The following is a 13,899-nucleotide window of genomic DNA, read 5'->3' on the forward strand; positions in this document are numbered from 1 at the left end:
TATGCCAATAATTACTTTACCTGATGGTTCAAAAAAGGTTTTCGAAAAATCTGTAACCATTATAGAAATTGCCCAGAGTATAGGCCCTGGATTAGCTAAAGCAACAATTGCTGGGAAAGTAAATGATGTTCTTCTTGATGCAACTATTCCTATAAATGAAGATTCCGAAGTTGTAATAATTACATCAAAAGATAAAGAAGGAATTGAAATAATTAGACATTCCTTTGCTCACCTTATTGGTCATGCAGTTAAACAAATTTACCCTAATATTAAAATGGCAATTGGGCCAGTAATTGAAGATGGTTTTTATTACGATATTTTTTCTGAATATAGATTTACTCCTGAAGATTTAATAAAAATCGAAGATAGAATTAATAAATTAATAAAAACAAACTACGATGTTGAAATTTTACAAGTTTCAAAAGAAGAGGCAATTAAAACTTTCAAAGAAAGAGATGAGACTTTTAAATTAAGAATAATTGAAGAAATCCCTGAAAAAGGTCTCATCAATTTATACAAACACGAAGAATATATCGATATGTGCAGGGGGCCTCACGTTCCCAATACTAGACATTTGAGACACTTTAAATTACTTAAATTATCAGGTTCATACTGGAGAGGGAATTGTGAGAATGAATCATTGCAGAGAATATATGGAACTGCATGGGCAAAAGAAAAAGAACTCAATGACTACTTAACAAGAATTGAAGAAGCGGAAAAAAGGGATCATAGAAAACTTGGGAAAAAACATTCACTTTTTCATATACAAGAGGAATCTCCAGGTATGATTTTTTGGCATCCGAATGGATGGACAATCTACCAGGTCCTGGAAAAATACATAAGAGGAATACTTAAAAAAAATGATTATTTAGAAATTAAAACTCCACAAACTGTTGATAAATCTCTTTGGGAAAAATCCGGTCATTGGGAAAAATTTAGAGACGATATGTTCACTACTGCATCAGAAAATCGAACTTACGCAATTAAACCAATGAATTGTCCATGCCATATTCAAGTGTTTAATCAAGGTTTAAAAAGTTATAAAGATTTACCTATTCGTCTGGCTGAATTTGGTTCTTGTCATAGAAATGAGCCCTCTGGAGCACTACACGGCTTAATGAGAGTAAGAAACTTTACTCAAGATGATGCACACATATTCTGCACAGAAGAACAAATTCAAGAAGAAGTATCTACTTTTATAGATCTTGTTTTCGAGGTTTATAAAACTTTTGGTTTTGATGAAATCATTATCAAATTATCAACTCGTCCTGAAAAAAGGGTTGGTAGTGAAGAGATTTGGGACAAATCAGAAGAAGCTCTTACCAAAGCTCTCGATAATAAGAATCTAAAATGGGAACTACAACCTGGAGAAGGTGCTTTTTATGGTCCAAAAATAGAATTCTCGTTAAAAGATTGTCTCAATAGAGTCTGGCAATGCGGAACAATTCAGGTTGATTTCTCAATGCCTATTAGATTGGATGCAACTTATGTTGATATTGATAATGAAAAAAGGAATCCAGTTATGCTCCATAGAGCAATTTTAGGATCGTTTGAAAGATTTATCGGAATTTTAATTGAAGAATATGAGGCAAAATTCCCAATTTGGCTTGCACCTTATCAAATAATTCTATTAAGCATTACCGATAGAAATATCGAAAAGTGCTTTCAATTTAATGAATTAATAAGTAATAAAGGTTACCGATCAAAAGTTGATATTAGGAATGAAAAAATAGGATATAAAATTAGGGAGGCAACCCTAGGGAGAGTGCCTTTAATTGCAGTTATTGGAGATAAAGAAGAAGAAATTGATTCAGTTTCCTTAAGAGCTTTGGATGGAACAAATTTAGGAATTTTCAATTTATCGAATCTATACAAATTAATGGATGAATTAATAGAAAAAAAAGGGAGAACAGAATAATTTTAAATAAATGAATTTTCTCGCATGTGATCTAGGAGGTACAAAGGTTCTATTGGGAATTTACAAAAAAGATGTAAATAATGATTCGCCTAAATTAATATTTAAAAAGAAGTATTTATCTTCAGAATGGGATTCTTTTGAGCTAATTTTGGAGGATTTTTTAAAAAAAGAATGCAAAAATATTACTCATCCTCATTATGCATGTTTCGCTGTAGCTGGTCCTATATCCAACGACAATGCAAAAATTGTTAACTTATCGTGGAATATCTCTGGAAATGCATTAAAAAACAAATTTAATTTTAAAAGCTGCGAGCTAATAAATGATTTTGCAGTGCAAATTTATGGAATACCCTTCTTACAAGAAAATCAGTATTCAACAATCCAAAATGGGAACCCCTCTAAAGGAGCTAATAATGATTTGCATGCAATTGTTGGAGCTGGGACAGGTTTAGGTATTGCAAGAGGAATAATATCAGAACATAAAGTGAAAGTTTTAGCTAGCGAAGGTGGTCATGTTGAATACTCACCGAAGTCAGAATTAGAATGGGAATTAAAGATATGGCTTAAAGATTCTCTGAATCTTGAAAGGATATCTTGTGAAAGAATTATTAGCGGCACTGGTTTATCAAGAATTGCCGAATGGAGACTAAGCAAACCTGATGCTCAAAACCATCCTCTACAAAAATATTTAAAAGAAATTAAAATTTTTGATGCTACGAGAAAAGAACTTCCTCAAAAAATTTGTAATCTCGCTAAAGAAGGGGATCTGCTAATGATTGAAGTTGAGAGGATTTGGTTAGGTGCTTATGCCTCTTTATTAGGAGATGTTGCTCTTCAAGAATTGTGCTTTGGCGGTTTGTGGATTTCTGGAGGAACCGCATCAAAACATTTCAAAAACTTTAAATCAGATTTATTTATGAAACAATTTTTCGACAAAGGAAGATTAAAAGATATTCTTAAAACAATACCTCTGAAAGTGATCATAGATGAAGAGTTTGGACTTTTTAGTGCAGCCTGCAGAGCAAAAATGCTTTAAAAAAACTACTTAACAAAAAATGTATATCCCAGAAGTTGGTAAAAAAATAATAGCAACAGTACCTTCCACAACAGCTAATTTGGGGCCAGGTTTTGACTGCCTTGGAGCAGCATTAGATCTATATAATGAATTTATTTTTACAAGAATTGAAGGTGGTGGAGATAGATTTGATTTAATAATGGAAAGTAACGATGGTAATCATTTAAGAGGAGGACCTGAAAACTTAGTTTTTAGGGCGGCTCAGAAAGTATGGGAAAGTGCAAATATGGAACCTTTCGCACTAGAAGCAAGAGTTAAATTGGCAGTGCCGCCTGCACGTGGACTTGGAAGCAGTGCTACAGCAATAGTTGCTGGACTGATAGGAGCAAATGCAATAATGAACTCTCCATTGTCTAAAGAAAAACTTCTTGAACTTGCCATTGATATAGAAGGTCATCCTGATAATGTAGTTCCCTCTCTCTTAGGGGGTCTTTGTCTGACAGCGAGGTCTTCTTCTCAAAGATGGAGAATAATAAGGTGTGATTGGCACGATTCGATTAAAGCTGTTGTAGCTATACCTGCTATGCGTCTAAGCACAAGTGAAGCAAGAAAGGTTATGCCTAGGAATGTGCCCATATCTGATGCAGTGACAAATATGGGGGCACTTACTTTGTTGCTAAATGGATTAAAGGCAGGAAATGAGGATCTTATAAAAGAGGGAATGTTTGATAAGCTACATGAACCCTACAGATGGAAACTTATTAAAGGTGGACTAGAAGTCAAAGATGCCGCTATAAATGCAGGTGCTCTAGGATGCGCAATTAGTGGAGCTGGACCAAGTATCTTAGCTTTGTGTAAAAAAGAAAATGGTAAAAATGTTAGTCAAGCAATGGTAAGAGCATGGGAAAAGTCAGGTATAGCAAGCAGAGCACCATTCTTAAACGTTCAAACAACTGGTAGCCAATTTAGCACTATCTCTGGTAAGTAGTTTTACTTAGGCATTTTTAATGTTATAGTCTCAAGCTAGTACAACTTCAACTAGAATAAAAAAATTATTCATTCCATAAATGAATCTAGAATCTTTTCCTTGGCTATCATCTGTCGTTTTAATGCCTTTAATTGGGGCATTAATAATGCCTTTCTTGAGTTCAAAAGAAGGAGAAGATAATACACTACCTAGAAATATCTCATTAAGTTTTTTATTTGTAGATTTTTTACTAATAATCGGGGTACTTTTTCAAAAATTCAATACTTCAGATAGCTCTTTGCAACTGGTAGAAAGAGCTTCCTGGCTACCCTCAATAGGCTTAGAATGGTCACTTGGAATAGATGGATTATCTGCTCCTTTAGTAGCTTTAAGTGGGTTGATTACATTTTTATCAGCTGCCGCAAGTTGGAAAATAAAAAAGAAATCTAATCTATATTTTGCTCTCTTATTAGTCCAAGCATCAGCACAAGCATTAGTTTTCCTCTCTCAAGATTTCCTATTATTTTTCTTGGCATGGGAACTTGAATTAGTTCCGGTATATCTTCTTATTGCTATTTGGGGAGGGAAAAAGAAATTATATGCTGCTACAAAATTTATTCTTTATACTGCTTTAGCCTCTTTATTAATACTCATAAGTGGTTTAGCTCTTGCTTTGACTGGTGATACTTTTACTTTAAATATTACCGATTTAACGAATAAACATGTAACAGGAAGCCTTGCACTATTATCTTATTTAGGATTTTTAATTGGTTTTGGAGTAAAACTTCCTATCTTTCCATTACATACTTGGTTACCAGATGCACATGGAGAGGCTAATGCACCAGTTTCAATGTTATTAGCTGGAATACTTTTAAAAATGGGGGGCTACGCTCTTCTAAGATTCAATGTTCAAATACTACCTGAAGTGCACCTTCAAATTGCACCAGCATTAATTATTCTTGGAATCATTAATATAATTTATGGAGCACTAAATGCATTTGCACAAGATAATGTCAAAAGGAGAATAGCATGTAGCTCAGTTAGTCATATGGGTTTTGTTCTATTAGGGATTGGAGCAGTAGATGCTCTAGGGATAAGCGGAGCAATGTTACAAATGATCAGCCATGGACTTATCGCTGCAGCAATGTTTTTTGTTACTGGCTCATTCTATGAAAGAACAAATACTCTTTCGATACCGAATATGGGCGGTTTAGCAAAGGTCTTACCAATAACTTTTGCTTTTTTCTTAGCCAGCTCTTTGGCATCTTTAGCTCTACCTGGGATGAGCGGTTTTATAAGTGAAATAACTGTATTTTTAGGTATCACAAGTCAAGAAGGCTTCAGCTCTATATTTAGATCGATAACGATTCTTATTGCAGCTATAGGTTTAGTTCTAACACCAATATATCTATTATCAATGTGTAGAAGAGTATTCTTTGGCCCAAGAATTCCTGCACTAGCTACAGTCAAAGAGATGAATGGTAGAGAATTGACAATTGGTTTCAGTTTATTGTTACCTACACTGGTAATAGGTTTTTGGCCCAAAATCGCCATAAATTTATACGAATCTTCAACAAATGCTCTCAGTCAGCAGCTAACTTTAGCTAAGTTAATTGGGTTAATTTCAAACATTAGTTTAGTTTAATCTGTCTAAATAAATGGAAACCTCAATTTTTAAACATGGAGAATTACCAGAATTTAAAAAATTTACCCCTGAAAACATCAGTAAACAATTTCCAAGAGTACTAGAGAAGATAGCCGAAGACTTTAAAAACATAGAGGAAGATTTATCTAATTACCTAATTCAAAATGATTTAAAATGGAATAAAGTTATAAATCCTTTAAATGAAATCAATGAAATTCTTAGATGGAGTTGGGGAGTAATAAGCCACCTAAATGCCGTAAACAATTCTGAAAGTCTTAGAGATATTTATTCAAAGTTTCTTCCCGAAATCATCAGCTTGAGTAACAAATTTGGGCAAAGTAAAATAATCTATGATTCTTTAATTAAGCTTAAAGAGACAAATAACTTTGATCAAATCAAAAACAGAATTTTAGACAAAGAAATTCTTGAGATGCAACATAGAGGAATTTCATTGCAAAAAAAAGATCAAGAAGAATTCAACAATAATTCGGAAAAACTTGGGAAGCTATCAACAGACTTCAGCAACAATGTTCTTGATGCCACTAATCAATGGTTTTTAATATTAAATAAAAAATCTGAAGTCAATGGTCTTCCTGAAAGGGTTCTAGAATTGATGGCAATTTCTGCGCACAATCACTTAAAAAAAGAAGAGGTAGTTGATATTAAAAATGGTCCTTGGAAATTAAGTTTAGATATACCAACTTATACTTCATTTATGACATATGCCACCGACCGCAACCTTAGAGAAAAACTATATAAGGCATTCGTTGGTAGGGCGTCTCAAGGAGAAAAAAATAATTCTGAAATCATTGAAGAGATATTATCTCTTAGAACGAAACAGGCTAATCTTCTCGGTTATAAAAGTTGGGCAGAACTAAGTTTGTCAACGAAAATGGCGAAAGAAATTAAGAATGTTGAAAATCTTTTAGAAGAATTGAGAGAACCAGCATTGAAAACCGCAAAAATTGAATTAGAAACCCTCAATAAGTTTTCTAAAGCTAACGGTTTTCCAAAATCGCAGAATATTGAGCCATGGGATATCAGTTATTGGTCTGAACTTCTTAGAAAGGAAGTGCTTAATTTGGATCAAGAGTCTTTGAGACCATGGTTCCCACTAAATGATGTTTTGAAAGGTTTATTTAAATTAAGCGAAAATCTTTTTGAAATTAAAGTTGTTGAGGCAACTAATGAGGTTCCTCTTTGGAATGATGATGTTTTGTTTTTTAATATCCTTAATAAAGAAGATAACAAAATAGCATCTTTTTACCTCGATCCATATTCTCGGCCTGAATCAAAAAGAGGAGGAGCTTGGATGGATGAATGTTTGAATAAAAATAATGTTGGTAAAAAGACCCTCCCCGTAGCTTATCTCGTTTGTAATCAGACTCCGCCATCAAAAGATAAACCTAGTTTGATGAGTTTTGATGAAGTTCAGACACTATTCCATGAATTTGGTCATGGTCTTCAACATATGCTTACTACTGTAAATCTTCCTCAAGCAGCTGGTATAAATAACGTTGAATGGGATGCAGTCGAACTTCCAAGTCAATTTATGGAAAACTGGTGTTTCCATAAAAATACAATTTTGAATATTGCTAAGCACTACAAAACAGGAGAAAAATTATCCGATGAAAATTTTGAGAAGCTCCTAAAGAATAGAACTTTTAATTGTGGTATGGCTACTCTTAGACAACTACATTTTGCAATAACAGACCTCAGATTACACAGTAATATTGATAAAAAAGAAGGTGAAACGGCAGATGAAATAAGAAGAGAAATTGCAAAACTAACTACAGTTATTGAACCAATTCAAGAAGATCAATTTCTTTGTTGTTTTAGTCATATATTTGCAGGAGGATATTCTGCAGGATATTACTCCTATAAATGGGCTGAAGTTCTAAGTGCTGATGCTTTCTCAATGTTTGAAGAAGCTGATCTGGAAAACTCTGAAGATCTAAAGTTAATAGGAAAGAAATTTAAAGATACAATACTTAGCTTGGGTGGAAGCTTACCTCCACTAGACATATTCAAACTATTCAGGGGTAGAGAGCCACAAACAGATTCCTTAATAAGACACTTGGGGCTATCTGGAGCTACATAATAATTTCACCGATTATGTTGTCAACCACTGATTTATTTCTCACAAGATTTCTATGTTTATATACTTTTACTGATATTTTTTTTCCTTTATTTAAATTAGTCCACCAGCTAGGGAAAACCATAAGATCCCAATAAGTATAGAAATTTATACATTTGATATCATCCAGAAAAAAATCATTCTTTGCTAGTTCTCTCAAAAACTTACTATTTATTTTCATTTCTGATATCCCTCTAAAAGGGTATTTAGGTATTAACTGAGCCATTAATGTTCCTTTGTGAGGGGAACCTATAGATATAAATCTTCTTGTTCTTTTATATCCATTAAATTTTTGAAGCCAGTACCTACCAATTATTCCTCCCATAGAAAAGCCCAAAATATCTATTTCTTTTTCTAAACCGTATTTATCTAAAATTAATTCATTTAATGTATTTGTTAAATCTATAATTGAAGTCATTCCGAACGAATGATTAAGAGTTGGAGCAAAATATTCAATTCCAATATCATCGAGTTTTGAGGTGATAGAAGAAAAAATACTTGAAGTATTCCAAAGACCATGAATTAATATAATGGGATTTCTTTTTTCCAACCCTTTTTATTTTTTTTCAAGAATTCTTACTATTGAAACCTTCCCATCAAAACCCGTAATTGGAGGATTGCATTTTGTCAAAATAATTTTAATTTTTGAAAGCTTAAATTCCTGATCAATTATTTCTAAAATGGCGCTTGAGTATTTTTCGATGGTAAAACAATATATTTTCCTTGATTGGTCTTTTAGAATTTTAACTAGTTTTGAATAGTCAACTGTTTCCTTTATATCGTCATTTTCAGTACACTTTTCAAAATCAGTCCACAAAAGTATATCCAAAATAAAGAATTGTCCTAATTTCCTTTCTTCTTCTAGGACTCCTACTCTAGCCCAAAGTTTAATATTCTCAATTTTTAAAAATGTCTCCATCTTCAAAAATTCAAAGATCCCTATGAGTATAGATAGCCTTTCCAGAAGAAAAATCATCAACTATATTTCCAACACCTTTTAGGAAATATTTATAAGTTACCAAACCTTCAAGACCTACAGGTCCTCGTGGGGGTAGAGTCTGAGTAGATATTCCAACTTCAGCTCCGAATCCATATCTAAACCCGTCTGCAAACCTTGTTGAGCAATTATGGAAAACGCCTGAACTATCAACTACATTCATAAATTTATTAGCAGTATTTAAATTTTCAGTAATTATTCCATCTGTGTGTTTTGAACTAAATTTTTGTATATGAGCTATTGCCTCATTAAGATCATCAACAATTTTTATCGATAAGATTAAATCCAAATATTCAGTTTGCCAATCTTCTTGACTAGCCTCATGCTTTAAACCTAATTCAACAGATCTTTTATCTCCGATTAATTTAACATCATTAGAATTAAATAAAGGTATAGCCTTTTCAAGAAAAACTGATGCAATATCTTTATGCACTAATAAAGTTTCAATAGCATTACATGCAGCAGGGTATTGAATTTTACTATCTAGAGCAACTGATAAAGCCATTTCAAGATTTGCCTCATTATCTATATACAAGTGACAGATTCCATCAGCATGACCTAGCACAGGAATTCTTGTATTCTCTTGAATAAATTTAACTAATTCATTACTTCCTCTTGGAATTATTAAATTGATATAGTTCTCGAGATTTAACATAGACATACTATCTTTTCTGCTTGTAAGTAGGCATATTGCATTTTTATCAAGACCTGATTTTGATAATCCCTGTTGTAAGGCATTGACAATTGCAGCGTTTGTTAAATTTGCTTCACTACCACCCTTTAGTATTACTCCATTACCTGATCTTATTGCTAAAGAACTAATCTGCATAACCGCATCGGGCCTAGATTCAAAAATAACCCCTAAAACTCCTATGGGCACTGTTTTTCTTTCAAGGATTAGTCCTTTGGAAAGCTCTCTTTTTATCTGAACTTGATTTACAGGATCAGACAAGTCGCCAACTTTTCTTACTCCTTCAATTCCTGAAATTAATTTTTCTTTTGAAAGCTTTAATCTAGAGAGTAAAGCGTTTGAAATTCCTTTATTTTCTGCTCTTTTGTAGTCTTCACTATTAGCCACTAAAATTTCTTTAGAATTTTTTTCTAGATTATCAGCCATAAAATTTAAGGCTTTAATTCTATTTTGATTTTCAGTTTGACTTATTTTTATTGATGCCAAACGAACTTGATCAGCTTTTTCTAGAAGATCATTACCTGGTTGAGAAACTTCAAAGATATTAACCATAATATTTTTTAATTAATCTAATAATAATTCAAATTAACGATTCTTTAAACTAACTTTCTTTATGACTTAATATCTAAAAAATAATTGAACTTGACTTTTCCAATCCCCATCAGAATCATAAGAACCTAATAATTCTAAGTTGGAAGTGGCCTGAAAAGTCAAAATTCCCAGCGGTGAAATATCATCTCTACCTGGAACAGTTTGAAATGCAAAATTTATCGAATCAGTAATATCGAGTCCTACTTCAGCAACCCAAGCTTGAGAAGAAAATGCCTCATTATTTTCTATTTCGTAATTTTCATTAGAAAAAATATTATTTAAGGAATCATTATTTTCTATTAACGCAGGATATAAAGAGAACTGAAATCTTTCACTAAAAGCATCGGCATTATTAATTTGAGAAATAAATGCTCTATTTATTAAATTTGCAGAGTTACCTCCAATTAAGCCTATAATTTGAGATCTACTATAACTAGGAATACTCCTTAGTTGGATTCTTTTATTCTCATCCTCAAAAGATAATTGATCCAAAAACCCCTCATAAGAAGCTTCAATTTTGATAAGCCTCGTATTGCCAATTCCAAATGCTCCAAAACCACTTGAAGTCTCATCTGCATTAATATCACCAGCGATATTTGAATCCTGATTATTTTCACTTATAGGTATTATGGAATCTGGAACTTTACTAACTAAAGAGAAATTAATATATGGAACCACACCACTCCTTGAAGCAAATAAAATATAATTGTCTTTGTTTTTATCAAGCTTAAAAGGGGTAGTATATAAATTAGCTCTACCTTTTTTAAGATAAATTAGACCCCTAGCGTTTAAATCCTTTGCTACTAAACCGTTTATATTAAGATCTAATTTGGTATCTAAATAAGCTGAAACTATTTCTGAATATTGAAGTTTAAAATCTGGTCCAAGTTTTAATTTAAGATTATCAAAACTCAGATTATCCAAGTAACTAGGCAAAGTTTCTCCTAAAAGAACCGAATCCAAAATTGTTTCATTTGAAATTATTTCAATATTCTTTTTGTTGTTCCAATATAGTTCTGGCCAATTTTTTTTATCTTCTTTTGATTTAATATTACTTTCTATTTTATTTTTTTTGTTGGTATTATTGAAGTTAATAAATCCATTATTTAAAGATAGATTACCTCCCAAAATAGGACTTTCAAATGATCCACTTAAATCGATATCAGAATCTATTAGGAAATTAAAATTATTTGTCTTTACATTGAATTTATTCGTTATCAAATTTATCTCTGCATTACCAGAGTTATTTTTATTATAAAAAGGCAAAGAACCAACTATAAAAATATTTCCAGAATCTTCTGCATTCGCTTCTAGCTTCTTAATCTCTAAAGAATCAAAGTCAAAAATTATTAGGCTATTAATATTTTTAATGATATTGTTATAAAAATCTATTTCAGAATCTTTGATAACGACAAATCCATTTAATATAGGTTTATTTATAGTACCTTTTATTATCATTCTAAGATTCAAATCACCTTCTTTGAAGGTAAAGTATTCACCAGCAATAAAATCTATTAATTCAATAAATTCTGAATTTCCAATCAATCTTAAATCTAAATTATCTGATTTATTAATTGGTATTGAGCCTTCAATATTTATTGGAATTTTGGAATCATTTATTAGTAAGGAAAAATCTATATTAAAAATAGAATCATTAAATTCAATAAGTCCTTTGTCAAATAAAATTTGGTTATTTTTTAATAATAAATTGTTGGAAGTAATTTCACTATAGAAAGATTTTTCATCAAGATTATAAAACAAATTCATATCAAATCCTCCACGAAAGTCTCGCGATTGATTTAAAAAGATATTGGCGGCACTTAATGGAAGTTTTCTAATTTTTAAAGAACCTTCACCTCTTAATAATCCTCCTTCCAAATCTATAGAAAATTCCTCTTTCTCATTTTTGTATTCATCCGCAGAAATATCAAGATATCCATTTAATTTTGCACTTAATTTATAGTTTGATGGTTTATCACCTTTAATAGTTAATTTTGCATCATATCTACTTCGAAATTTATTTAAATATTTTTGCAAGTTAAATTTACTGTCTAAAGCACTATTATTTTCGAGAAAGTTATTAATAAAATCAATCCTCTCTTTAAAAGAATTGTTATTTTTATCAATTTCCAAATCATCCAAAATATTCGATTTACTTATTGGAAAACCTATTTTATTTTCAAAGTTAAAAATATCTACTGCGGTTAGAATGGTCCAATTGGTACTTATATTGGTAAATTCCGAATTAATTGGATTTTGTTTATTTGAATCATATTCGACTTCAATTTCTCCTCCATCGATTGGATACAAAGAAGAGTTTACATAAAAAGAATTATTTTTGAAGTTGAAATCAAATAATGAATTTGCCAACTTTATATTTCTGTATTTACCTAAACTCCAAGCGAATCGTCCATCGAGATATGACTGGTCTGAAGATATTGAACCCGCGCCATTAATAATTCCGCTTATTCTATCGAATTGATTTTTGCTTAAAGATAATTCAAGTTCATCAAGAGGAAAATTATCAGCTCTCCAATTATAAATATCATTCTCTTTGATTATCTCTATACTTCCTTTATTTGAATTGAAAACTCTTATAAAATTTGCGTTATCTAGTTTGAGCTTAGAATCAAACTTTACTGAGAGAAATGAAGGGATTGGAGAATATCTATTTTTCATATTTAGCAGAAATTTATTATTCTCTTTTTTGATATCTCCCTCCCATATTTCTCTAATACGGATACCTTTATAGTGCGGATAATCAACATTAAAGTTGATCGAAATATCAGGATCAGTAATATTTCCTTTTAATTCTCCTTTAGCAGTAATGAAACCCCTTATATCATTCTTTCGGAAAATATTTAAATTAGATAATTGAGTTCTATTTATTTTAAAACTAGAATCTAAATCACCAAAATTAATCCCTCTTCTATCGAACCAATAAGGAATATTGCCAGAAAATTTAATATCTGGATTGAGACTATCAATATATCCAACACTACCTTTAAGATCAACTTTATAAGAACTTTTATTTAATGGGACATTTAGATTAACATTTGAAGTCAAAGTTCCATAATTTAAGTTTTCTGAATTACCAATTAAATTATTATCTTTACAAAAAAAACTAGTTGAATCTGAATTTATATTCTCTGAAAAAGCTTCTGGTTTTATTTTTAAATTAGAAAAAGAGAATCTTCCTTTGCAAAATGTTTGAGTTGATGATTTATTAAATTTAAAATTAGATTTAAAACTTCCTTTTTTAAAACTAAATTTTCTGTTACCAAAAATATATTCAGAATTTTCAAGATCTAAACCCCTAGAAAATAAATCTAGACTTAAAAAGTCTTGATTCAACTTTGTATTAAATTTAAATTTTAAAAAACCTTTTTCATCAAAATTTGATTTTAAATTTGCAATAATTTGTCTATTACTTGACTTGTAGATAACATTCCCTTTTATTTTTGTTTTCAATCCTACTTTTTTAAACTTAAGGATTGAATATTTATTTAAGTTAAAGTTCAATTCATATTTTGACTGAGATTTTTTTGTGCTTCGAGCATTTTTATAAGATTCGTTTCTGTTAAAAAAATCTCTATCTATATTTATAGCGGCTTCCTTAGGAACTATTTTTACAATCCATTTTTGTTTAAAAAAAGATTTAAAAGGCATAATGCCCACATAAACATTTTTGGCTTTAATTTCAGAATCTATATTTTTTTTATCATTAATTTTTGAATTACCTAAAGAAATACCTAAAAATCTAATCCCGACATAATCACCTAAATCAACATTTTTAGCTAAAAGATTCTCAATACTTTTTTCTAGTTCTAATTTCCTAGAACTATAAGTTTCTTTTAAAAAATTATTTAATAAAAAAGAGCCTAAAAAACCTAAGGGTAAAAGCATCCCTACTAAAAGAATCTTAGTATTTAAATTTA

General features: G+C 30.9%; 9 protein-coding genes. 5 read left to right on the top strand and 4 right to left on the bottom strand.

The window, feature by feature from the left end; translation table 11 throughout:
* Position 1: 1 nt before the first annotated feature.
* The 5 genes from thrS (at position 2) to JJ842_02190 (ending at position 7,646) form a co-directional block, all read left to right on the top strand.
* On the top strand, positions 2-1,918 hold the full coding sequence (gene thrS, locus JJ842_02170) for a threonine--tRNA ligase (GenBank protein MBO6970720.1): 1,917 nt from the start codon (positions 2-4) through the stop codon (positions 1,916-1,918).
* A 10-nt stretch (positions 1,919-1,928) separates the two neighbouring features.
* Positions 1,929-2,954: a glucokinase gene (glk, locus tag JJ842_02175; protein MBO6970721.1), complete on the top strand. Its 1,026-nt coding sequence runs from the start codon at positions 1,929-1,931 to the stop codon at positions 2,952-2,954.
* A gap of 19 nt (positions 2,955-2,973) precedes the next feature.
* Positions 2,974-3,921 carry a homoserine kinase gene (locus tag JJ842_02180; GenBank protein ID MBO6970722.1) on the top strand — a complete coding sequence of 316 codons (948 nt, stop codon included), beginning with the start codon at positions 2,974-2,976 and terminating at the stop codon, positions 3,919-3,921.
* Positions 3,922-4,000: 79 nt separating this feature from the next.
* The gene (locus JJ842_02185) at positions 4,001-5,545 is read left to right on the top strand and encodes an NAD(P)H-quinone oxidoreductase subunit 4 (GenBank protein MBO6970723.1); all 1,545 of its coding nucleotides are present in this window, start codon (positions 4,001-4,003) and stop codon (positions 5,543-5,545) included.
* Positions 5,546-5,558: 13 nt separating this feature from the next.
* Positions 5,559-7,646 (top strand): M3 family metallopeptidase, encoded by a 2,088-nt coding sequence (locus tag JJ842_02190; protein MBO6970724.1) that lies wholly within the window; start codon positions 5,559-5,561, stop codon positions 7,644-7,646.
* On the opposite strand, the gene JJ842_02195 is transcribed toward JJ842_02190, so the two are convergent.
* The 4 genes from JJ842_02195 to JJ842_02210 all read right to left on the bottom strand — a co-directional run bounded on the left by JJ842_02195 (position 7,639) and on the right by JJ842_02210 (position 13,867).
* Complete coding sequence (locus tag JJ842_02195; GenBank protein ID MBO6970725.1) at positions 7,639-8,232, bottom strand: alpha/beta fold hydrolase; 594 nt, start codon at positions 8,230-8,232, stop codon at positions 7,639-7,641. The two genes, JJ842_02190 and JJ842_02195, sit on opposite strands and share 8 nt — an antisense overlap.
* Before the next feature lie 6 nt (positions 8,233-8,238).
* Positions 8,239-8,601, bottom strand: a complete 363-nt coding sequence (gene folB, locus JJ842_02200; GenBank protein MBO6970726.1) for a dihydroneopterin aldolase — start codon at positions 8,599-8,601, stop codon at positions 8,239-8,241.
* A 10-nt stretch (positions 8,602-8,611) separates the two neighbouring features.
* On the bottom strand, positions 8,612-9,922 hold the full coding sequence (locus JJ842_02205) for a glutamate-5-semialdehyde dehydrogenase (GenBank protein MBO6970727.1): 1,311 nt from the start codon (positions 9,920-9,922) through the stop codon (positions 8,612-8,614).
* 66 nt (positions 9,923-9,988) lie between these two features.
* Complete coding sequence (locus tag JJ842_02210) at positions 9,989-13,867, bottom strand: translocation/assembly module TamB domain-containing protein (protein MBO6970728.1); 3,879 nt, start codon at positions 13,865-13,867, stop codon at positions 9,989-9,991.
* Positions 13,868-13,899 lie beyond the last annotated feature (32 nt).

This window comes from Prochlorococcus marinus CUG1433 (assembly GCA_017644425.1).
GTDB classification, from domain to species: domain Bacteria; phylum Cyanobacteriota; class Cyanobacteriia; order PCC-6307; family Cyanobiaceae; genus Prochlorococcus_A; species Prochlorococcus_A marinus_U.